Origin of the sequence: Chryseobacterium vaccae (genome assembly GCF_009602705.1) — a bacterium.
Lineage (GTDB): Bacteria > Bacteroidota > Bacteroidia > Flavobacteriales > Weeksellaceae > Chryseobacterium > Chryseobacterium vaccae.
Genome location: NZ_VSWH01000001.1, coordinates 493,518 through 514,941, shown reverse-complemented (window position 1 = coordinate 514,941; position 21,424 = coordinate 493,518). Strand labels below are relative to the sequence as shown.

23 protein-coding genes are annotated in these 21,424 nt (G+C 37.0%); 17 read left to right on the top strand and 6 right to left on the bottom strand.

What is annotated here, in order from left to right:
- Entirely contained in the window at positions 1-555 is a 555-nt protein-coding gene (frr, locus tag FW768_RS02295) for a ribosome recycling factor (protein ID WP_153392014.1), read from the bottom strand.
- A 115-nt stretch (positions 556-670) separates the two neighbouring features.
- Entirely contained in the window at positions 671-1,378 is a 708-nt protein-coding gene (gene pyrH, locus FW768_RS02290; RefSeq protein ID WP_002979821.1) for a UMP kinase, read from the bottom strand.
- A gap of 165 nt (positions 1,379-1,543) precedes the next feature.
- Between pyrH and porQ the strand changes: the two genes are divergently transcribed.
- The 5 genes from porQ to FW768_RS02265 all read left to right on the top strand — a co-directional run bounded on the left by porQ (position 1,544) and on the right by FW768_RS02265 (position 4,628).
- Positions 1,544-2,536, top strand: coding sequence for a type IX secretion system protein PorQ (gene porQ, locus FW768_RS02285; RefSeq protein WP_153392012.1), 993 nt, complete (start codon positions 1,544-1,546; stop codon positions 2,534-2,536).
- A gap of 83 nt (positions 2,537-2,619) precedes the next feature.
- Entirely contained in the window at positions 2,620-3,294 is a 675-nt protein-coding gene (gene cmk, locus FW768_RS02280; RefSeq protein WP_153392010.1) for a (d)CMP kinase, read from the top strand.
- A 94-nt stretch (positions 3,295-3,388) separates the two neighbouring features.
- The gene (locus FW768_RS02275) at positions 3,389-3,739 is read left to right on the top strand and encodes a YtxH domain-containing protein (RefSeq protein ID WP_153392008.1); all 351 of its coding nucleotides are present in this window, start codon (positions 3,389-3,391) and stop codon (positions 3,737-3,739) included.
- Between the two features lie 79 nt (positions 3,740-3,818).
- Complete coding sequence (locus FW768_RS02270; RefSeq protein ID WP_153392006.1) at positions 3,819-4,127, top strand: phage holin family protein; 309 nt, start codon at positions 3,819-3,821, stop codon at positions 4,125-4,127.
- Between the two features lie 3 nt (positions 4,128-4,130).
- Positions 4,131-4,628, top strand: coding sequence for a phosphoribosyl-ATP pyrophosphatase (locus FW768_RS02265; protein WP_153392004.1), 498 nt, complete (start codon positions 4,131-4,133; stop codon positions 4,626-4,628).
- A gap of 117 nt (positions 4,629-4,745) precedes the next feature.
- On the opposite strand, the gene FW768_RS02260 is transcribed toward FW768_RS02265, so the two are convergent.
- Positions 4,746-5,471 carry a TrmH family RNA methyltransferase gene (locus FW768_RS02260; RefSeq protein WP_153392002.1) on the bottom strand — a complete coding sequence of 242 codons (726 nt, stop codon included), beginning with the start codon at positions 5,469-5,471 and terminating at the stop codon, positions 4,746-4,748.
- On the opposite strand from FW768_RS02260, the gene tamL reads away from it, so the two are divergent.
- Positions 5,457-8,087 carry a translocation and assembly module lipoprotein TamL gene (gene tamL, locus FW768_RS02255; protein WP_153392000.1) on the top strand — a complete coding sequence of 877 codons (2,631 nt, stop codon included), beginning with the start codon at positions 5,457-5,459 and terminating at the stop codon, positions 8,085-8,087. The two genes, FW768_RS02260 and tamL, sit on opposite strands and share 15 nt — an antisense overlap.
- On the opposite strand, the gene FW768_RS02250 is transcribed toward tamL, so the two are convergent.
- A complete protein-coding gene (locus FW768_RS02250; protein WP_394349956.1) occupies positions 8,084-8,653 on the bottom strand; it encodes a SanA/YdcF family protein in 570 nt (189 codons plus the stop codon). The genes tamL and FW768_RS02250 overlap by 4 nt on opposite strands.
- A 44-nt stretch (positions 8,654-8,697) precedes the next feature.
- Positions 8,698-9,822 (bottom strand): ferredoxin--NADP reductase, encoded by a 1,125-nt coding sequence (locus tag FW768_RS02245; RefSeq protein ID WP_153391996.1) that lies wholly within the window; start codon positions 9,820-9,822, stop codon positions 8,698-8,700.
- A 32-nt stretch (positions 9,823-9,854) separates the two neighbouring features.
- Here FW768_RS02245 and FW768_RS02240 point away from each other — a divergent pair, with 32 nt between their 5' ends.
- The 11 genes from FW768_RS02240 to FW768_RS02190 all read left to right on the top strand — a co-directional run bounded on the left by FW768_RS02240 (position 9,855) and on the right by FW768_RS02190 (position 20,918).
- A complete protein-coding gene (locus FW768_RS02240) occupies positions 9,855-10,412 on the top strand; it encodes a TlpA family protein disulfide reductase (protein ID WP_153391994.1) in 558 nt (185 codons plus the stop codon).
- A 24-nt stretch (positions 10,413-10,436) separates the two neighbouring features.
- On the top strand, positions 10,437-11,408 hold the full coding sequence (locus FW768_RS02235) for an iron ABC transporter permease (protein ID WP_153391992.1): 972 nt from the start codon (positions 10,437-10,439) through the stop codon (positions 11,406-11,408).
- A 465-nt stretch (positions 11,409-11,873) separates the two neighbouring features.
- Positions 11,874-12,797 carry an ABC transporter ATP-binding protein gene (locus tag FW768_RS02230; RefSeq protein ID WP_153391990.1) on the top strand — a complete coding sequence of 308 codons (924 nt, stop codon included), beginning with the start codon at positions 11,874-11,876 and terminating at the stop codon, positions 12,795-12,797.
- Positions 12,798-12,960: 163 nt separating this feature from the next.
- Positions 12,961-13,413, top strand: a complete 453-nt coding sequence (locus FW768_RS02225) for a MarR family winged helix-turn-helix transcriptional regulator (protein WP_153391988.1) — start codon at positions 12,961-12,963, stop codon at positions 13,411-13,413.
- 55 nt (positions 13,414-13,468) lie between these two features.
- A complete protein-coding gene (locus FW768_RS02220) occupies positions 13,469-15,862 on the top strand; it encodes a 3-hydroxyacyl-CoA dehydrogenase/enoyl-CoA hydratase family protein (RefSeq protein WP_153391986.1) in 2,394 nt (797 codons plus the stop codon).
- A gap of 85 nt (positions 15,863-15,947) precedes the next feature.
- Complete coding sequence (tnpA, locus tag FW768_RS02215) at positions 15,948-16,412, top strand: IS200/IS605 family transposase (RefSeq protein ID WP_153391984.1); 465 nt, start codon at positions 15,948-15,950, stop codon at positions 16,410-16,412.
- 105 nt (positions 16,413-16,517) lie between these two features.
- Complete coding sequence (locus tag FW768_RS02210; protein WP_153391982.1) at positions 16,518-17,696, top strand: acetyl-CoA C-acyltransferase; 1,179 nt, start codon at positions 16,518-16,520, stop codon at positions 17,694-17,696.
- Positions 17,697-17,727: 31 nt separating this feature from the next.
- Entirely contained in the window at positions 17,728-18,084 is a 357-nt protein-coding gene (locus tag FW768_RS02205; RefSeq protein ID WP_153391980.1) for a four helix bundle protein, read from the top strand.
- A 50-nt stretch (positions 18,085-18,134) separates the two neighbouring features.
- A complete protein-coding gene (locus tag FW768_RS02200) occupies positions 18,135-19,913 on the top strand; it encodes an acyl-CoA dehydrogenase family protein (RefSeq protein ID WP_153391978.1) in 1,779 nt (592 codons plus the stop codon).
- 107 nt (positions 19,914-20,020) lie between these two features.
- Positions 20,021-20,488, top strand: a complete 468-nt coding sequence (locus tag FW768_RS02195) for a hypothetical protein (RefSeq protein WP_153391976.1) — start codon at positions 20,021-20,023, stop codon at positions 20,486-20,488.
- Between the two features lie 109 nt (positions 20,489-20,597).
- Positions 20,598-20,918, top strand: a complete 321-nt coding sequence (locus tag FW768_RS02190; protein WP_153391974.1) for a hypothetical protein — start codon at positions 20,598-20,600, stop codon at positions 20,916-20,918.
- A gap of 87 nt (positions 20,919-21,005) precedes the next feature.
- On the opposite strand, the gene FW768_RS02185 is transcribed toward FW768_RS02190, so the two are convergent.
- Positions 21,006-21,413, bottom strand: coding sequence for a hypothetical protein (locus FW768_RS02185; RefSeq protein WP_153391972.1), 408 nt, complete (start codon positions 21,411-21,413; stop codon positions 21,006-21,008).
- Between the last annotated feature and the right edge of the window lie 11 nt (positions 21,414-21,424).

Sequence of the window (21,424 nt, the reverse complement as noted above, 5' to 3'; positions counted from 1 at the left end):
TTATACTTTCATAATTTCAGCTTCTTTTGTTTTAAGATGTTCGTCACAAAGCTTTACGTATTTGTCAGTATAAGCCTGGATTTCTTCTTCCACCCCTTTTACTACATCTTCAGAAACTCCTTCCAGCTTTTTAAGTTCTTTCAACCCGTCCTGTCTTGCGTTTCTTACCGTTACTTTAGTCTGCTCAGCTTCTCCTTTAGCCTGTTTTGCCAATTCCCTTCTTCTTTCCTCTGTTAAAGGCGGAACGTTAAGGATAATGTTTTCTCCATTATTAGAAGGTGCAAAACCTAAGTTTGAATTAATAATCGCTTTCTCAATTGCATTGATCGCCGTTCTGTCCCAAGGTTGAATAGAAATTGTCATTGCATCTGGAATAGACACGTTGGCAACCTGGTTGATAGGAGTCATTGCTCCGTAATATTCCACCATCACATCCTGAACCATCGCCGTAGAAGCACGTCCTGCTCTAATTCTTTGAAATGCGTGTTCCAGGTGCTTTACAGCTGCATCCATGTCATGCTTTACAGAGTCTAATATAAGATCTAATTCTTCCATTATTATATTATAGTTTGATAAATTACACATTAATTATAAGTGATAAATGATAAGTATTATAAAAAAAACTTAACTGCAATTACCTATTATCCACTGCCCGTAATCTGGCTCTTACTTACAAATCAACCAGAGTTCCTACATTTTCTCCGTCCACAATTTTTTCCAGGTTACCATCTTTATTCATATCGAATACAATGATCGGAAGTTTGTTTTCGTGGCTTAAAGTGAAGGCAGTCATATCCATTACTTTAAGGTTTTTCTCAAATACTTCATCGAAAGATAATGAATTATATTTTACAGCGTCCGCATTTTTCTCAGGATCGCTGTCATAGATTCCGTCTACTCTGGTTCCTTTTAAGATCACATCTGCCCCGATTTCAATAGCTCTTAACGTAGCAGCCGTATCCGTAGTAAAATAAGGATTTCCTGTTCCTGCTCCGAAGATCACTACTCTGCCCTTTTCAAGGTGTCTTACTGCTCTTCTTTTAATAAAAGGTTCTGCTACCTTATCCATTTCAATAGCAGACTGAAGCCTTGTTTTGATTCCCGCATCTTCCAGCGCTCCCTGAAGAGCCATTCCGTTGATGACAGTCGCCAGCATCCCCATATAATCTCCCTGTACTCTGTCCATTCCTTTCGCCGCTCCTGCTACTCCACGGAAAATGTTTCCTCCTCCAATAACGATCGCTACTTCACATCCTTTATCCACTACTTTTTTGATCTCTGCTGCATATTCCTGCAGTCTTTCATTGTCAATACCGTATTGTCTGTTCCCCATTAAGGCCTCGCCACTCAGTTTTAGAAGGATTCTTTTATATTTCATCTTTAATTTTAATAAATTTTATTGGAGGTAATTTCCCCGAAATTTGATTTTGCAAATATAATCATTAAAAATATTGGTAAAAGAAAAATATTTACACACAAATAATGTTAGAAATATTTTGATAAGTACGAAAAAGGATTATTTTTGCATTAATTATAAATTGAATTGAAGAAAATTATCATTTTTTCATTATTTCTATCAGGAATTGTTTCTTATGCGCAAACAGGAACAAATGTTTATCCTTTCTTAAACATACCTGTATCTGCCAGACAGGCTGCCTTAGGCGGTGATGCAATTTCCATAAGAGATCATGATGTTTCCTTTGCTATTGCAAACCCGTCCCTTCTTAATAGAGATTCAGATAAACAGCTTTCTGTAAACGGTGCGGCCTATCTTGCCGACTCAAAATATGGAACCGTTGCCTATGCCAGAGATTTCGATAATGGTCATATGGCCACGATCAATGCAAGGTATATGAGCTACGGAAGTATTCCGAGAACCGATGAAAGCGGTTATCAGAACGGAGATTTCAAAGCTTCAGATGTAGCTATTGGTGCAGGATATGCCTACCAGTTTGAAGAAGACTGGACCATTGGCGGAGGAATTAATTTCATCACTTCAAAAATTGACAATTATACGTCTTCTGCCATCTCGGGAACGGCAGGAGTTACCTACTATAATAAGAAAAATAAAGAAACTCTTTCCCTAGTATTAAGAAACTTCGGATTTCAGCTGAAATCATTCAACGGAACAAGAGAAAATCTTCCGTTCAGGGTTGACTTGGGCTACACCAAGATTCTGAAAATGATTCCTCTTGCCATCACCATTACCGCTCACGATCTTCAGCAGTTTGATATTTCTGATCAATATAATGTGAACGGACAGGAAGTAGGCTTCGGAAGAAAACTGGCAGACCACTTTTCTGTGGGAGCAGAACTTTTCCCGGAAAAAGGGTTTAATATCAGACTGGGATATAACGTAAAAAGAGGTAATGAACTTGCCGTGGCAGATCAGAGAAACTTTTCGGGACTTTCCGGAGGATTTGGAATTAAATTAAGAAAATTCCGAATTGATTATGCCCATGTGCGCTATCACAACTCTTCCAATGTGAACCAGATAGGGGTATCTATAGACCTTAGCAGCCACGCAGGAGAATAATTCTACAATATAAATCTACATTGTTATGTAGATTTTTTTCTTTACAGCCTTGGTTTTTTAAAAAAAATCTTGAAATTTGCGGTATGAAAAAACCTGTAATAGCTATCGATGGGTACTCGTCTACCGGAAAAAGTTCAATCTCTAAAGTCATTGCCGATAAATTGGGTCTTATTCACCTGGATACCGGCGCGCTTTACAGAGGGGTAACCTGGTTTGCATTACAGAACTGTATGAACAAGGATAGTACCATTGATCTTCAGAAATTGTTTAATTCATTCAATGAAATAGAACTGGAATTCAGAAATAATAACGGAGAACTGGTTCTTTATCTTAATCATATTGATATTTCCAAGCAGATCCGTACCAATGAGGTATCTGATAATGTAAGCATTGTTGCCAAGCAGAAAGAAGTAAGAGATTTTCTTCTTCAGTCCCAGCGCTCATTGGCAGAAAAAGGCGGTATTATTATGGACGGACGTGACATAGGGACAGTAGTTCTGCCAAATGCGGACTACAAATTCTTCCTCACGGCCAGTATTGATGAAAGAACCAACAGAAGATATTTTGAATTGGCAGGCCTTGGAATTAAAGCAGACAGAGAGCAGGTAAAACAGAACCTTATTGAACGTGATAAGATCGACAGTGAACGGGAAATTGCTCCATTGAAGCAGGCTGAGGATGCTATTGTTATCGACAATACAACACTGACGAAAGAAGAAACAATAGACATGATTTTATCCCACATCCATAAGATTTAACAATTTTTAATAGGCCATTGACCTCCTTTGGTATGCAAATTGTACATTTTAACACAGTAAAAACTACTATTTATTAACTATTAAAAAACTTAAAATGTCTAGAAAAGGAAAAAATACAGCAGGTATATTGGCAGGACTTCTTGCAGGTGCTGCAGCAGGTGTAATCTTAGGAATGCTTTATGCCCCTGAAGAAGGTAAAGAAACAAGAAAGAAAATCAAAAATAAAGCAAACGACCTAAAAGATCAGGCTAAAAACAAATATGGCGAGGTTTCTGAAAAAGTAAAAGATCAGTACGGTAACATTTCTTCTACTTTCAAAGAAACAGCTAATAATGTAGCCCATACGGTAAAAGACGGATATGATAAATACAAAGATCAGATCGTTTCTAAAACTGCAGACGTAGTAAAGGATGTAGAAGCTGAATTGAATGATCTTAAAAAATAAGTAATTTATTTTTTGAGTAAATTATGGGAAGGAACTTTTTGCGCGAAAGTTCCTTTTTTTGTAACTTTAAAAAAAAACAATGATAGAGACTATTAAAGAATATGCCTCGAAGAGAATAGATCTTCTGAAAATTGAAGCTACCGAAAAATCTTCTCTTTCCGCTGGGCTCATTACCTACTTTGTAGTGCTGCTTGTTGCTTTTGCTTTTTTTATTATCCTTTTCAACTTCGGAATTGCCTTTCTTATCGGCAAAGCATTGGATAATACTTCTTACGGATTTTTGATTGTTGCTGCATTTTATGCTGTAGTCATGGCGCTTGTCATTGCATTCAAGAATAAAATTGTCAATACGGTTGCAGACCAGGTTATTAAATTTTTAAATCATTAAACTATGGGCAGAAAATATGAAAGCATCGAAGAACTAAGGAGAAAGAAAAAACTGCTTCAAAGCGAAATAGACGACCTGGAAAACCTTCTTACCTTTAAAAATACAAAGGAAAGTTTAAGCGCCTTTACCAATGGACTTAGCGACCAGTATCTGCAGGAGAAAGTAGATGAAGACGGCGATGAAAAAGTAATTCTACGCAAAGACGTTATTGCCAGACAGCTTACTTCAGAGGTAAAAGACCTGCTGATCAATAAAAATACAGCCGTAGGCATTGCCAGTACTGCACTAGGCGGAAATGTTACGGACAGTCTTATCAAATTGGGAGTAACAGCACTTGTTGGCAACTACGCCAAAAAGAATATGAAAAGTCCCAACTGGAAAAAGAAATTAATGGGTGCAGCCATGATCTATCTTGCTCCTATTGCTCTTAAATATGTAAGAAAAAAACTTGAAGAATATCAGAAAAACAAAAGTGTTTCAAGTATGGAGCAGTTGATATAACAAAGCTGATAAATTAATATAAGACATCAGATTTCAGATCTATGAGTGATAGAATATTCACTTACAATGTAAAATCTGATATCTGATGTCTGGTATCTAATTTCTGAAATTTTGAAACTACCCTCTAAAGAGCTGTCCCAAAATAATCCCTGCTGCCATTGAAACATTCAGGCTTTCTGTAGACTGTGATTTTCCAAATCTGGGAATTGTTACACATTTATGAAGTAATTTTTCTGTTTCCGGACGCATTCCGTTTCCTTCATTGCCGAGAATAAGGTTCATTTTCTTTGGCTTTTCAAACGTATAGATATTTTCCCCTTCCATATCGGTTCCGATATTAACACTTTCTGTTCCGGACAAATATTCTGTAAGATCGGTATAAGCAACATTTACGCGTGTGAAAGACCCCATGCTGGCCTGTATCACCTTCGGGTTATAGACATCTACCGTATCCTCACTGCAGATAACCTGTTCAATTCCGAACCAATCTGCCAGTCGGATAATCGTACCCAGATTTCCGGGATCCTGGATTCCGTCCAGTACAAGTTGTACTTCCCTGTCTTCCATTTTTTCCTCTTCATCCAGATAGCATACTGCAACGGAATCTTTCGGGGTTTTAAGAAAACTGATCTTTTTCAGCTCATTTTCAGTGATCTGAATAACAGGTGCGTCTGTACGGCCCAATTTTTGTGGATCGGTAGAGAATATTTCCTTAATTTTAATGTTCGAATTGAAAAGTTCACAAATGATTTTATTACCTTCAACCAAAAACAAATTGTATTTTTGTCTGAACTTCTTTTTATCTAAAGACTGTAAAACTTTTATTGTATGAGCTGTAAGCATTATAAGAATTCTCCTCAAAAATATTATAAAATTATCTCATTTGCAACATTTGTTGGTCTCCTTTATGCATGCAGTACCACCAAAAAGGTTCCGGACGGCGAATATCTGCTTTCCAAAAACAATTTTGAGTTTGAAGATAAGAAAGAACCTTTTGATGAAGAACTGAAAGATTATGTACAGCAGAAGCCCAATAAAAAGCAGCTTCTGTTCATGCCGTTAAGCTTAGGATTTTACAATATGGCTAATCCTAAATATGATACGCTGCTTAATGAATACATGACTTATCCCAGTGAGATGAGAAGTCAAAAACTGAGAGATTCACTGTTCATCAAATATGACATGAAAAGCAGTGTCGGAAAAACACTCTTTCTTGACCGCCTTCTTCACAACTGGGGAAGCCCGCCTGTTATTCTGGATCAGACAAGAAGTGAAAAAAGTGCTGAATCTGTTGAAAAAAGAATGGTTTACAGAGGGTTCTGGGATGCAGAAGTAAACTTTAAACATGTGCTGGATTCTGCTTCAAAAAAGGCAGCTGTTAATTATTTCATCAAGCACAATGAACCCACTTATATTAAAGACTATTACTATAATATTACAGACCCTACCGTTAAAGGTCTTTACTGGCAGAAACTTGACAAAAGTCTGATAAGATCCGGACAGATCCTTGACCAGACTGTCCTTGAAAAGGAAGCCGCCAGAATTACCGATCTGATGAGAGAAAACGGATATTATAGATTCAACAGCTCTAATGAAGAAATATCCTTTGTAGCAGATTCTTTAAAAAGTAAAAAAAAGGTTCCGCTTATACTTGAGATCCACAGAGACTCAACAGACCGTCCTTACAAGGTTTCCACTATCGGAAATATTGATGTAGCTATCATAGATGAGCCCGGCGACTACCCTAAAAATACAGTTAAAGACAGTCTGCGCAGAATAAGGTTCCATAAAGTGAATGATAATTATAAAATGTCATCCTTGTGGAGGTCTATTATTGTGGACAATAAGCAGGTATATGATCAGAAAAAGCTGGATCTTACGAAGAGAAATCTTCTCGCCATGAATAACTTCAGCCTTGTAAAAGCTAGAGATTCACTGAGAAGAGGTGGCGGTATGGCACCTAATGACAGCATCATTGATGTTCTTTACATCTTAAAACCTCTTCCAAAATATGAACTGAAGGTAGGAACCGACGTCAATTATTCACAGATTCTGAATCTTGGGATATCCCCTTCCGTAGATCTTACCACAAGGAATGTGTTCAGAGGTGCAGAAAACCTTTCTACCAGTCTTTCCGGAGCTTTCGGATCTATAAGAAGTACCAAGGATATCAGCAAAAGAGAACTGGCTTATGAAATTTCTGCTCAGGCCTCCCTTAACTTCCCGAGATTGCTGCTACCTTTTGATTATTATAAACTTCTTCCTAAAAGATACACTCCGACCTCTTCTATCCTATTGGGAGCATCGGTACAAAATAATATCGGTTTGGGAAGGGTAAACTTTAACACAGGGCTTAACTACCAAGCCAATGTTAATGATCAGGTTTCACACAGGCTTACCCTGTTCAACACGCAGGTCAGTCTTACCAAAAATAAAGATGCTTATTATGATTATTTCACGAATGATGAAAGAATCAAGGATGATATGTTCAGAAATTATTTTGATTACACCTCTACTTCTACTATTCCAGAGATTAAGAATATTGAGAACAGATACCTTTCAGGACAACTTAGTATTGATGATGTTTCAGAAATGATTCTGAAAGACAATACTTACATAGGCTCACTGGATAAGAAAACCCAGGATCTTCTGTTGGCATTTATGGGCTCACTCGTGAATAAAGACAGACAAACTCAGGATATCCTCATTTCTTCCATGATTTATAACTTTGTTTATAGTGAGATTGGTAAAAAAGATTATCCGAATGCCTTCTATTTTAACGGAAAAGTAGAACTTGCGGGTAATATTTTAAGCATATTCAATCAAAAAAGAGATGCAGGAGGTGTTATAGCGAACCCTCAGAGAACAATTTTTGGTCTCCCTTACGCTCAGTTCGTAAAATTTGATATCGATACCCGAAAATATTTTAAGTTCAATGGCAATCAGACCTTAGTGTTGCGACAGTTTATTGGTGTTGGTATCCCTTATGGAAACTCTACGGATATGCCCGTGATTAAGTCTTATTTTAATGGGGGGTCCAATGATATCAGGGCTTGGGTAGCTTTTGGAGGACTGGGGCCTTCAGATTCCCAGATTGATGAAAGAGTTCGTACTTATATGACGAACAATGTAAAACTAACCACGAATATAGAATACAGGATTCCTTTTAATGAAATGTATGAAGGTGCATTATTTACGGATATAGGAAACACATGGAGTCTTAGAAAACCCGATGGAAGCGGAGGCTATGGCGATGAATTCAAGTTCAATAAATTTCTGGGACAGGTTGGAGTTGGAAGCGGTGTTGGATTAAGATTGAATATTGCTTATATTACTTTAAGATTAGACCTTGCTTACAAGATCTACGATCCGAATAAACCGGACGGGGACCGATGGAGATTCAAGAACTTCCAGCCTTTTAAACCTACATTGAATATTGCATTCGGATATCCTTTCTAATCCGGAGAAATGCCCAATATAAAATATACTACAGCAATCACTCTGGCGAGAATCTCCCGGAACTGGTTTCTGTAGTAGCTTTCGGGCTTCGTTACATCCTGAGCATCAAATCCCAGTGCATTCATATTATTATTTCTGGCAAAAAACAGCGCCCGAAGATTATGAAATCCCTGAGATACAATAATCACGTCTGTTTTCTTATAAACATCTTTGCAGCGTAAAATACTTTTATAGGTATTAAATCCTTTCGGATCTTCTATAATAATATCTTCGGGAACTCCTTCCTGATACACCAGGTAATTCTTCATGGCTGCAGGTTCATTATATCCCCTACTTTTTTCTCCGCTTACAATGATCTTCCTGATTTTTCCGTGATGGTAAAGAAGCGCAGCAGCATCCATTCTTTTCGTAAAATAAGGATTGGAAAGTCCTGATCTCATTTTTGGGGAAGTTCCCAGAACTAAAGCGATTTCTCTGGGAGGAATTTTGGAGATCTTGGTATAGGTACGTCCGTTCGTCAGCCCAAAAACCCAGGCATTACAAAGAATAATCAACAGAATTCCCATTTCTATTGATATGAAGGTTAAATTAAATATGTTCCTAATAATTCTCAACTAAGATCAAAGTTAAGCTTTATTTTCTTACTTTTTGCTATTGACATGCAAGCTAGTATTTTTCCCTGTGCCTCTTCTTTCTCTGTCAGATATTCATTTTCCAGAAGTTCTACCTCTCCATCTTCCAGATAACACTCGCAGCTTCCACAGATTCCGGATTTACACGAATAGGGAACCGGAAAATTCTGAACCAGCAGCTGTTGCAGAATTTTTTCTTTATTATCAGGAAGTTCAGTCAGATAATCTCTACCCAATGACGTAAATTCCACTTCAACATTTCTGATCAGCGGAAATTCTTTTTCTATCGGATAAATATCATCATTAAACTCTTCAAACAGCTCAAAATGTATGTTCTTTTTAGGTATACCGTGATGATAGCAGGCATTAGCAAGCGTCTTGATCATTTCTCCCTTTCCGCAGATCAGTACTTCATCTACAGCATCCCAGATTGTGGATTCTTCATCTGTATCATCCAGATGCAGGATCTGATTGATAATGAGACGTAATTTTTTTTCATCCAGTCTTCCGTAGAAAAACTGATCCGGTGTTTTTTCCTGTGAGAAAAAGTAAAAGATCTGGAATCTTTCCCCATATACTCTGGCCAGATTATCCAGCTGATCTCTGTATACCACTTCTTCCGAACTTTTATTTCCGAAGAAAAGAAACAGTCTTGTTCGAGGCTCATTATGCAGAATATTTTTAAAATGACTGAGGATGGGAGTAATTCCTATACCGGCAGCAAAAGCAACTATCGTCCGGAATTCACTGGGTTTAGACACCAGGGTAAATCTTCCTGAAGGCTCACTTACCAGCATTTCATCTCCTTCATGGTAATGATGAAACAGCTGAGAGGTAGCTCCTTCATTAGAGTTTACTTTTATACCCAGACATATCTTTTTTTCATACGGCGCAGAGGTCATTGAATAATCATTGATGACTTCCTCTCCATGCGCCATAAATTTTATGCTTACAAACTGTCCGGCTTCAAATCTGAAACTCTCCTGTAGATTCTCCGGAATCTCAAACTCCAGAGAGAAAGTATTTTTGGTCAGTTCTACCTTTTTCGTTACTTTTAACCGATGAAACTGTATCAGTTTCCCTTTATAGATTTGTTGTTCCATACTTCAATTCAAAAATAGACAAAAAATAATTTATGAAGAAGATAATTTTATCCACGCTTATTCTTTCCGCACTTTACAGCTGTAACAAAGAAGGCTCGAAAACCGGTGATACTGCAGCTACAGATTCACTTTCTGTAACAGAGAATGCAACTGAAACAAGTGCTTACGTTTCAAAAGAACTTTCTCCTGAAAATGTAGGAAAATATTTAGCTCAAAATAATGATACGCTTTACGTAACGAACTTTTTTGCAACCTGGTGCGGCCCCTGTATGAGAGAAATTCCTCATTTCAAAAACAAAATGCAGGAGCTGAAAGATAAACCTGTGAAATTTACTTTTATCAATTTGGATGATAAATCGGAATGGAACAGTTCCGTGAAAAGTTTTGCCCAACAAAATGACCTGGCTAAAAATATTATTCTTCTGGATGGACAACTACTGGATCAGACGTTCTTTGCCAATAATTTCAAACAGTGGGACGGCGGCTCTATTCCTTTTACCTACATGAGAAAAGGTGATAAAACCGACGAATATTTAGGAATGATGACAGAGGAAGTTCTGAACTCAAAAATTGATGCTCTTTTAAAATAAAATTTACAGAATTCATTCTGAATAATGTCAAATAAATTCAAAATCCTGTGTTTAGTTTTAACAGCTGCCATTATACTGACTGCAGTGATTAATCTGAACACAGGATTTCTCAGTTTAAATTTACAGGATTTCTTTCAGGATTCCTCCAACAGCCAGATCGCTGAAATCCGGATTAACAGGGTTCTGGTAATGCTCCTTGCCGGTATATCAATTCCAACCTCAGGTTTTCTGATGCAGGAATATTTTCAAAATCCACTGGCCGGACCCGATATTTTGGGAATTACTTCCGTGGCCAGCCTATCTGTTGCCTTTTATATTTTCTTCTCCCATAATATCCTGATTCCTGAGTTTTTGCAAAACAGTTTCCTCAGTCTGTCAGCCATTGCGGGCAGCTTAGTCTTAATGCTGGTTTTGCTCTCCATGTCAAATAAATTTCAGGATAAATCTTATCTTATTATTTTCGGATTCCTCGTTTCTGCATTTGCAGGAGCTATTGTTTCCCTTCTTCAGTTCTATGCGGAAAATCAAAGCCTGAAAAACTATATTTTATGGTCATTCGGAGCCAATAATATGGTATCCAGAAACCAGATCTATGTACTTTCTATCCTAGTTTTCATTGGATTGTTTTTCTGCTTTAAAACCATAAAACCATTGATAGGTAATTCACTGGGAGCTTCCTATGCACAAAGCTTAGGCGTAAATCTCAACCAGCTGAAAATCCTGATCATCGCAGCTTCTTCCTTGCTCTCAGCATCAATTACTGCTTTTTTAGGGCCTATCCTATTCATAGGAATTATTGTTCCCCATTTCTGCAGGCTGGTCTATAATCCATCAAAATTATGGCAACAGTGGATCCTGAATATGTTTCTGGGAATGTTGGTTATGCTTCTTTTCTCCATTGTTTCGGAGAAAACACATATTCCACTGAATGTGATCAGTTCTGTTTTTGGGATACCGGTAATCCTGGTGATGCTTTTGAAGCAGAATAGGGTTTAAAAAGTCAATAAGTGAATGAGTGTGAATGGTCAATTTATGAAGAAGCTATAATTTGATTAATATTTGCATCTAATCCGAGATTATTTATTGTCTCGCGGATAAAGCAGATTCTTATCTATAAATTTTGTAATATTGATATGTCGAATTGAAAAGTGACGATATTAGAATAAACTCAATGAGTATTAGGATAACACAGAAACAGTTAATTTCAGCAAGCATAATTTTGTTTGTATTTAGTGTTATTTTTCTGGAATATTCAAAAATGTTCAGGATGAATAAAGAGCTCCACTGGATTTATTCATCCGGGCATAATTGGTGGCTTTTTATTGCAATGCCTGTTGCTTTCTGGGGTTCTATTATATTAGGAGGATATTCCTTGGGGAAAGTCAAAAACAATAAAATCTCATATTTTTTATTTAGCCTTCTCCCTCTTATTTTATTTGTAATTTTTATTTCTGTTTAAACATGCACTTACAAATCAGACAAGCCAACATCGGATATCAAAAAATTTTAATTTCAAATGCAAATGCTGAGTTGAAGCTGGGTGATGTATGTCTTCTGATCGGAAATAACGGGGTTGGAAAAACAACGCTGATTAAATCTATTCTTCACCAGCAGTCTCTTTTAAGTGGTGAAATCCTGATCAATAATAAAAACATAAAGAATCTTTCTGTGAAAGAAATCGCAGAGAATATCGCTGTGGTTTTTTCAAAATCAAATATTCCCCAACATCATACCGTTGAAGATCTTATTTCATTAGGAAAATACATCTACTATCCTTTCTATTTTGAACTTAAAAAAGAAGACCGGGAAGAAGTTGTCCATATTATAGAGGAACTGGATCTGGTTCAGTACAGACATACTCCGCTTAAGAATCTTTCAGACGGAAATCTGCAGAAAGCCTTTATCGGCCGTGCCATTACACAGAACTCCCCTGTTATTATCCTAGATGAACCTACCACACATCTGGATGAAAAAAACAAAATAATTATTTTAAAGACCCTCCGCAAACTGGCAAAAGAACAGAACAAAATCATTTTATTCTCTTCCCACGACTGGCGGCTGGCCAAAGAATTTGCTGACAAGATCTGGTATGTGAAAGATCAAAAGCTTTTTTCAGGAATGGTTGAAGATGTTCTCCTGCAGCATGATGAACTCACCAATGTTTCTTTATTTCAGGTCAATGACCGTTTTGTTCCTCCATCTATAACTGCCCCCCAGGTTCATAAGGAAATGCTGTATTCTTTACTGCAGAAAAACTTTGAAAAAGATCTTTCCTCTCTTTATTTTGACTATCAGAATGAAATTTGGGAGATTCGTAATAACAACTCTAAGCACCAATGCGAATCTTTTGAAGAAATAATAGATTTCGTTAAAAACATTCATTAATACTCAGTTTTCTTTATTTAATTCACATATTATGCATGCATAGTATTATGCTTGTCATACAATTTAACCGTCTTATTATCAGATTATTAACAAAATTTAACGTTAATAAATGCTATGCATGCATAATATTTACTAAATTTGGGTAACACCATTAGTACGAAAGATGGATAATAACAAGGAAAAAATAGAAAACGTAGATCTCATTTTGAAGCAGACATGGTTAGCTGTTTCCAAAATGTACACAGAATTGGCACAGGAGCATGATTCTACGGCTGTTCAGGCCCTAACTCTTCTTAAGATTGATCCGAAAGAAGGAACAAGAAGTACCAATCTTGGCCCCAAAATGGCCATTGAACCCACTTCCCTGACCCGGATCATCAAACTTCTGGAGGATAACGGCTATATCTATAAGGAAAAGACGACCACCGATAAAAGAGAAGTGATCATCAAGCTTACAGATAAAGGTCTCAACTCCAGAAACATGTCTAAAGAAGTTGTTGTGAACTTTAATAAGAAAGTGATGGAAAAGATTGCTCCTGAAAAACTGGAAACCTTCAAAGAAGTCATGTCTGAAGTCATGAAGATAGCCAACGAATTATTAAACAACAGAAAATAAGCGATCATATCACCACAAGGTATATATGGCCTTTAGAAACAATAAAAATTTACATATGAAAAGAAGAATCAAACATGTAACGGTTCTTGGTTCAGGAATTATGGGCAGCGGTATTGCAGCACACTTTGCCAATATTGGCGTGGAAGTGTCACTTTTGGATATCGTTCCTTTTGAACTGACTGAAGCTGAGCAGAAAAAAGGTTTGACCAAAGATGATAAGGCAGTAAGAAACAGAATTGCTGCTGAAAACTTTGAAAAACTAAAAAAAGCGAGTCCGGCACTCCTTTATTCGCCTAAATTTGCAGACAGAATAAAGATAGGAAACTTTGACGATGATCTTCCGAAAATCAAAAATACAGACTGGATTATTGAAGTTGTGGTTGAAAGACTTGACATCAAAAAGTCAGTTTACGAAAAAATTGAACAATTCAGAAAACCGGGAACATTAATTTCTTCTAATACATCCGGAATTCCAATCCATTTCTTAACAGAAGGAAGAAGCGAAGATTTCAAAAAATACTTTGCAGGAACTCACTTCTTCAATCCGGTAAGATACCTTCCTCTTCTTGAGATTATTCCTACCAATGATACAGATCCGGAAATCATAGATTTCTATATGAACTATGGGGCTAAATTCCTAGGTAAAACAACCGTTTTAGCCAAAGATACTCCCGCTTTCATCGCTAACAGAATCGGGGTATTTTCTATGATGGATCTTCTTCATAATGTACAGAAATTAGGTCTTACTGTTTCTGACGTAGATAAATTAACAGGTCCTGTGATTGGCCGTCCTAAATCTGCCACATTCAGAACGGCTGATGTTGTTGGTCTGGATACCTTAGTAATGGTAGCCAATGGTGTACGCCAAAGCGGTGCTGAAGCGAACGACTTCAATGATGTATTCGCTCTTCCTGCCTATATCCAGAAAATGATGGATAACAAATGGCTGGGCTCAAAAACAGAACAAGGATTCTATAAAAAAGTGAAAAATGCAGAAGGAAAATCTGAAATTCACGGATTAAACCTTGATACCTTAGAATATGAACTTCAGGGAAAATCTTCTTTCCCTACCCTGGAATTAACCAAAGCTATTGATAAACCAATTGATCGATTCAAAGTATTGATCGGCGGTAAAGATAAAGCAGGTGAACTTTACAGAAAATCTTTAGGAGCACTATTCGCCTATGTTTCGCATAAAGTTCCTGAAATTTCTGACGAAGTTTATAAAATTGACGATGCCATGAGAGCCGGTTTCGGATGGGAAAACGGACCATTTGAAATCTGGGATGCCGTAGGGGTTCAAAAAGGTATTGAACTGGCTAAAGATGCAGGATATGAAGTTTCAGACTGGGTGAAAAATGTAGAAACGTTCTATAAAGTAAATGACGAAGGACAAAGCATTTATGTTGATAAAAACTCTGGAGAATACAATAAAATTCCAGGACAGGATGCTTTCATTATCCTTGATAATATTAGAAAAAACAAAACCCTTTGGAGCAATTCAGGGGCTGCAATTGAAGATCTTGGTGATGGAATCATCAACTTCGAAATCCGTTCAAAAATGAACTCTCTTGGAGGCGAAGTTCTTGATGGATTAAACAGAGCCATTGACTTAGCAGAAAAAGAATATGATGGATTAGTCGTAGGAAACCAAGGAGCCAATTTCTCTGTAGGTGCCAACCTTGCCATGATCCTTATGATGGCTATCGAACAGGACTGGGATGATCTGAATATGGCAATCGCTTACTTCCAGAAATCCATGATGAGGGTACGCTACTCTTCTATTCCTGTTGTAGTTGCTCCTCACGGAATGACTTTAGGAGGCGGATGCGAAATGACCATGCACGCAGACCGAGTGGTTGCAGCAGCAGAAACGTATATCGGACTTGTAGAAACAGGTGTTGGTGTAATTCCTGGCGGTGGCGGTACAAAAGAATTGACTTTAAGAACTTCAAGAGAATTCCACAACGATGATGTTAAAAACAACAGACTCCGTGAGGCCTTCATGAATATCGCTATGGGTAAAGTTGCTACTTCAGCTTATGAAGCCTACGATATGGGAATCCTTGAAAAAGGTAAAGACATTGTTTCCGTAAGCAAAAACAGACAAATCGCCGAAGCTAAAAAAGTAGCCAAACTATTGGCAGAACAAGGCTATACTCAACCCATCGAGCAAAAAGTTAAAGTTCTTGGTAAGGATGCATTAGGAATGTTCTACGTAGGAACCGACCAGATGCTTACAGGAAATTATATTTCCGCACACGATAAGAAAATTGCAGATAAACTAGCCAACGTAATGGTAGGAGGAAATCTTTCTGAACCAACTGTCGTAACGGAACAATACCTATTGAACCTTGAAAGAGAAACCTTCCTTCAGCTTTGCGGCGAAAGAAAAACTCTTGAGAGAATTCAGTATATGTTACAAAATGGTAAACCGTTGAGAAATTAATAGGGAGCTCCGTAGGAGCGAACTGTTAATAACTATGAATAATTTACAATTTTGAAGAGCCTCGTAGAGGCGACCTGTTAGTTTTATGGCTAATACCTATACACAAATTTATATTCAAATTGTTTTCGCAGTAAAAGGAAGACAAAACCTGATTTCAAAAGAAAACAGGGAGGAATTACATAAATTCATCACAGGTATCATTAGCAACAGAAATCAAAAATTATTCGCTGTATTTGCAATGCCCGACCATGTTCATATTCTTATAAGCATGAATCCTGTATTGTCAGTTTCAGATTTAGTAAGAGATATAAAAGCGGGTTCTTCAAAATTCATCAATGAAAAAGGATGGATCAATGGAAAATTCAATTGGCAGGAAGGGTACGGAGCTTTTTCTTATTCTAAAAGCAGTGTTGATTCTGTTGTAAAATATATTTTAAAACAGGAAGAACATCATAAAAAGAAAACTTTTAGAGAAGAATATCTGGATTTTATGTCAAAATTTGAAATTGAATATGATCCGAAATATTTATTTGAATGGATTGAAGACTAACAGGTCGCTCCTACGGAGCTCCGCAAATTGCAATACAATACAACTATGAACAGTTTACCTCTACGAGGCAAAATTTCTCAAAAACAATTTAATTAAACAAAAAATATGAAAACAGCATATATAGTAAAGGGGTTCAGAACGGCCGTTGGAAAAGCTCCAAAGGGAAGTTTAAGATTTACAAGACCCGATGTAATGGCAGCTACCGTTATTGAAAAATTAATGGCAGAGCTTCCGCAATTAGATAAAAACAGAATTGATGACCTTATCGTGGGGAATGCAATGCCTGAAGCTGAGCAGGGGCTTAACGTTGCCCGTCTGATCTCTTTGATGGGATTAAATACAGATAAAGTTCCGGGAGTAACCGTAAACAGATACTGCGCATCAGGAAGTGAGGCCATTGCGATTGCTTCAGCGAAAATCCAGGCAGGAATGGCTGACTGTATTATCGCGGGAGGTACAGAATCTATGTCTTATATTCCGATGGGAGGTTATAAGCCGGTTCCGGAAACGGATATCGCAAAAACCAACCCTGATTATTACTGGGGAATGGGTTACACAGCTGAAGAAGTAGCTAAACAATATAATATATCAAGAGAAGAGCAGGATCAGTTTGCTTTTGAATCCCATATGAAAGCCTTAAAAGCAAATCAGGAAGGGAAATTTGCCAATCAGATTGTTCCTATTCCTGTAGAATATAACTTCTTAGACGAAAATCAGAAAATGCAGACCAAAAAGTTTGACTTTTCTGTGGACGAAGGCCCAAGAGCAGATACGTCTCTTGCAGGTTTAGCAAAGTTAAGACCTGTATTCGCCAACGGAGGAAGCGTTACAGCCGGAAACTCTTCGCAAATGAGTGACGGAGCAGCTTTCGTAATGGTAATGAGCGAGGAAATGGTTAAAGAATTAGGATTACAGCCGGAAGCAAGATTAGTGGCTTATGCAGCAGCAGGTCTTGAACCCAGAATCATGGGGATGGGACCAATCTACGCTATTCCAAAGGCATTAAAACAGGCAGGTTTAGAACTAAAAGATATCGAGCTTATTGAGCTTAACGAAGCTTTTGCCTCTCAATCGGTAGCAATTAAGAAAGAATTAGGCTTAAATCCAGATATCCTGAACGTAAACGGAGGTGCCATCGCTTTAGGTCACCCACTTGGATGTACCGGAACTAAACTTACCGTTCAGCTTCTTGACGAAATGAGAAGACGCGGCAACAAGTACGGAATGGTTTCCATGTGTGTGGGAACGGGCCAGGGAGCGGCTTCTATTTTTGAACTACTTTAATTAATTATAGATTTTAAATTATAAATTTTAGATGAGTTTCAAACAAGACAATTTGATCCAAATAAAAACATTTGAATTTGCTTTAAGAATAATAAAACTTTATACTGAATGTAAATCTCAAAATGAGTTTATTTTATCAAAACAAATTCTTCGTTCCGGAACTTCTATCGGAGCAAACGTAGAAGAAGCTATTGTAGCTCAGTCTAAAAAAGATTTTATATCAAAGCTTTCTATTGCAAACAAAGAAGCTAGAGAAACAAAATATTGGCTGAAGCTTTACCCTTCTTCAAGTCTTGTTCAAATTGACATCGAGCCTTATTTAAAAGAAATAGAAATGATTATTAATATTTTGACTAAAATCATTAAAACATCATCTGAAAATTTATAACGACAAAATCTAATTTAAAATTTATAATCTAAAATTTAAAATAATAACAAATGAGCAATATACTTAAGGGCGGAGAATTCCTGATCAAAGAAATTCCTGCAAACGAAATCTTCAGTATTGAAGAATTAAATGAAGAACAAAAAATGCTTCGTGATTCTGCGAAAGAATTTATAGACAGAGAAGTAGTTCCGCAGAAAGAGCGTTTTGAAAAGAAAGATTATGCTCTTACTGAAGAAACGATGCGTAAGCTTGGTGAAATGGGAATGTTGGGAATTGCCGTTCCTGAAGAATACGGAGGTCTTGGAATGGGCTTTGTAACCACAATGCTTGCCTGCGATTATATTTCAGGAGTTACAGGTTCATTGGCAACTGCTTATGGCGCGCACACCGGAATCGGGACCCTTCCAATTGTTCTTTACGGAACTGAAGAGCAGAAAAACAAATACCTTCCGGATCTGGCAACAGGAGCAAAATTCGGGGCTTACTGCTTAACTGAACCGGATGCAGGTTCTGATGCGAACTCTGGAAAAACAAGAGCTAAACTTTCCGAGGATGGAAAACATTATATCATCAACGGACAGAAAATGTGGATTTCCAATGCAGGTTTCGCTGATACATTCACTCTGTTCGCTAAGATTGATGATGACAAAAACATCACTGGTTTCGTCATCAACAGATCTGAGCTTGAAAACCCTGAAAGCCTTACTTTCGGTGAAGAAGAACATAAATTAGGTATTCGTGCCTCTTCTACCCGCCAGGTTTTCTTTAATGATATGAAGGTTCCTGTTGAGAACTTATTGGGAGAAAGAAACAACGGATTCAAAATCGCATTAAATGCACTAAATGTTGGCCGTATTAAATTAGCAGCAGCATGTCTTGATGCACAGAGAAGAATTTTAAACCACTCTATCCAGTATTCTAACGAAAGAAAGCAGTTTGGCGTTTCTATTTCTACTTTTGGAGCCATCAGAAAGAAAATCGCTGAAATGGCAACCGGAGTTTTCGTAAGTGAGGCAGGTTCTTACAGAGCGGCAAAAAATATTCAGGATAAAATTGATGAGCTGGTAGCAGGAGGAATGGATCATCAGGCAGCAGAGCTTAAAGGAGTTGAAGAATTCGCAGTAGAGTGTTCTATCCTTAAAGTTTTCGTTTCTGATCTTGCTCAGCATACAGCTGATGAAGGAATCCAGGTTTACGGTGGTATGGGATTCTCTGAAGATACTCCAATGGAAGCGGCATGGAGAGACTCAAGAATTTCCAGAATCTATGAAGGAACCAATGAAATCAACAGATTATTAGCGGTTGGAATGCTTATTAAGAGAGCAATGAAAGGAGAACTGGACTTACTGTCTCCTGCAATGGCGATCAGCAAAGAATTAATGGGAATTCCTTCATTTGAAGTTCCTGATTATTCTGAATTCATGAGTGAAGAAAAATCAATCATCACTAATCTTAAGAAGGTATTCCTTATGGTTTCCGGAGCAGCGCTTCAGAAGTATATGATGGATATTGAAAAACAGCAGCACTTATTATTAAATGCATCGGAGATCCTTAACCAGATCTATATGGCAGAATCTGCGATATTAAGAGCTGAAAAACACTTTGCTCCTGATTCTGTAGAAGCAGCTATGGCCCAGCTTAACCTTTATAAAGCGGTTGAAAAGATCATTGTTGCAGCTAAAGAAGGAATTGTTTCTTTCGCTGAAGGAGATGAGCAGAGAATGATGCTTTCAGGATTAAGAAGATTCACGAAATATGCCAACCATCCAAATGTAGTGGCACTCACTGAAAAAGTGGCTGCTCACTATATCGAAAAAGGAAATTATTAGTCTTTTATACATAAATTTGATTAAAGCGTCTCACCTTTCTGAGGCGCTTTTTTATTGAATATCAACAGAAAAAACAGTATCTTGTTGTGCCATTCCAAAGAAGACGTATGAAAATAATAACATCTGCAATACTCGTTTTGATGCTCTCTGCCTGCAACAAAGAAAAGAATGGAAATCATAGAATTCAAAATGACAATTCTTTCCGGAAAGAACTATGTGTATGTGAAACAACCATTAAGACAGATACTATAGTTTTTGCTACAGATGTACGTTTAAAAGAAGAAGCAAAAAATATGATACTGACCTTCCGCTGTGCTTCAATTTTGACCGGAACGGCATCTGTAAGTGATGTTAACGGGAATAATGAACATTGTGAAGCAATGTACGATGTTCAGTGTGTTTCATCAGTTGATACCGGCCTTCAGCTATCCAAAGATTTTAAATATTTTACAGATCGGCTCCAGTTGCAGCAACTGTTTTTTGAGGATCTTAAAAGTAAGGAAGATCATTATTTTGAACTCAGGTTAGATAAAGACAGAAAAATCAATTCCATTACAAGACTGCATATCAAATAAGCCTTTTTTCATTAGACAATGTAATAATATGAGGACATGAGTTGTCTTATAATATCAGGAACCTCCGAATAACAGAAGATTCCAATATTTTAATTTAAAATTACATCGCATGAAAGCTTTATTATTTCCTCTTATTCTAGTTTCAGCAGCCGTTTCTGCACAAAAAACCGAAAAGCTGCCCCTCCTACCCAAAACAGATACTCTTAAGATCTTAAAACAGGGGAAGCCGGAGATCCTGTCTGTTGAAAAACTAAATGCTGCCTCCAGAAAAGAATATAAAGACCTGTATAAAATCCTAACTGTAAAACCAGATACTTCGCTCTATATGTCATTAAAAGAACCTAAAATCGACCTTTTAAAATATAAAGTCCTCAACCCTGTTAAACCTGAAATTCCTGAAACGCCTAAAACCAAAGTCAATCCAAAATAAGTTGAGAATTAATCAACTTATTTTATGATGGGACAGACTTTAAAAACCGGCTATTTTTCAGGTAGATGTAGAAAAAGTTATTTCGATTTATTCTATTGGCATCCCTAAATTTTTACAATAGTGACCATTAATTAGAAAGTAACCACCTCCAAAGTTAAAACCTGTTCTATCTTTAAAAAAATCTTCAAGTGTACGAATAGAGCCTTGCCTTTTCTTATTCTTTTTTATTTTTTTTATCAAAAATCCGTAAGATTCTTCTTTACATTCCTTACATTTTATGACTGTTTTTATATGGGGAATAGTATCGTACTTAAATCCGTTGCTTTTATTATATTTAATATTTTCTTTATTAAATAAAATAACGTAGTATTCATTTTTACTATTTGCTTTTCTTAATACAATAGAATCACTCTTTTTAACGTCTACTGTTTGCGAGTAAATATTGATACTCATCAATAATAAAAGTATATGTATACTATTTTTTATAATTCCCATAACGACTGTTT

Coding starts and splice junctions, on each gene's coding strand:
- frr (WP_153392014.1), bottom strand. CDS start 555: ATGGAAGAATTAGATCTTATATTAGACTCTGTAAAGCATGACATGGAT.
- pyrH (WP_002979821.1), bottom strand. CDS start 1,378: ATGAAATATAAAAGAATCCTTCTAAAACTGAGTGGCGAGGCCTTAATG.
- cmk (WP_153392010.1), top strand. CDS start 2,620: ATGAAAAAACCTGTAATAGCTATCGATGGGTACTCGTCTACCGGAAAA.
- FW768_RS02275 (WP_153392008.1), top strand. CDS start 3,389: ATGTCTAGAAAAGGAAAAAATACAGCAGGTATATTGGCAGGACTTCTT.
- FW768_RS02270 (WP_153392006.1), top strand. CDS start 3,819: ATGATAGAGACTATTAAAGAATATGCCTCGAAGAGAATAGATCTTCTG.
- FW768_RS02265 (WP_153392004.1), top strand. CDS start 4,131: ATGGGCAGAAAATATGAAAGCATCGAAGAACTAAGGAGAAAGAAAAAA.
- tamL (WP_153392000.1), top strand. CDS start 5,457: ATGAGCTGTAAGCATTATAAGAATTCTCCTCAAAAATATTATAAAATT.
- FW768_RS02260 (WP_153392002.1), bottom strand. CDS start 5,471: ATGCTTACAGCTCATACAATAAAAGTTTTACAGTCTTTAGATAAAAAG.
- FW768_RS02250 (WP_394349956.1), bottom strand. CDS start 8,653: ATGGGAATTCTGTTGATTATTCTTTGTAATGCCTGGGTTTTTGGGCTG.
- FW768_RS02245 (WP_153391996.1), bottom strand. CDS start 9,822: ATGGAACAACAAATCTATAAAGGGAAACTGATACAGTTTCATCGGTTA.
- FW768_RS02240 (WP_153391994.1), top strand. CDS start 9,855: ATGAAGAAGATAATTTTATCCACGCTTATTCTTTCCGCACTTTACAGC.
- FW768_RS02235 (WP_153391992.1), top strand. CDS start 10,437: ATGTCAAATAAATTCAAAATCCTGTGTTTAGTTTTAACAGCTGCCATT.
- FW768_RS02230 (WP_153391990.1), top strand. CDS start 11,874: ATGCACTTACAAATCAGACAAGCCAACATCGGATATCAAAAAATTTTA.
- FW768_RS02225 (WP_153391988.1), top strand. CDS start 12,961: ATGGATAATAACAAGGAAAAAATAGAAAACGTAGATCTCATTTTGAAG.
- FW768_RS02220 (WP_153391986.1), top strand. CDS start 13,469: ATGAAAAGAAGAATCAAACATGTAACGGTTCTTGGTTCAGGAATTATG.
- tnpA (WP_153391984.1), top strand. CDS start 15,948: ATGGCTAATACCTATACACAAATTTATATTCAAATTGTTTTCGCAGTA.
- FW768_RS02210 (WP_153391982.1), top strand. CDS start 16,518: ATGAAAACAGCATATATAGTAAAGGGGTTCAGAACGGCCGTTGGAAAA.
- FW768_RS02205 (WP_153391980.1), top strand. CDS start 17,728: ATGAGTTTCAAACAAGACAATTTGATCCAAATAAAAACATTTGAATTT.
- FW768_RS02200 (WP_153391978.1), top strand. CDS start 18,135: ATGAGCAATATACTTAAGGGCGGAGAATTCCTGATCAAAGAAATTCCT.
- FW768_RS02195 (WP_153391976.1), top strand. CDS start 20,021: ATGAAAATAATAACATCTGCAATACTCGTTTTGATGCTCTCTGCCTGC.
- FW768_RS02190 (WP_153391974.1), top strand. CDS start 20,598: ATGAAAGCTTTATTATTTCCTCTTATTCTAGTTTCAGCAGCCGTTTCT.
- FW768_RS02185 (WP_153391972.1), bottom strand. CDS start 21,413: ATGGGAATTATAAAAAATAGTATACATATACTTTTATTATTGATGAGT.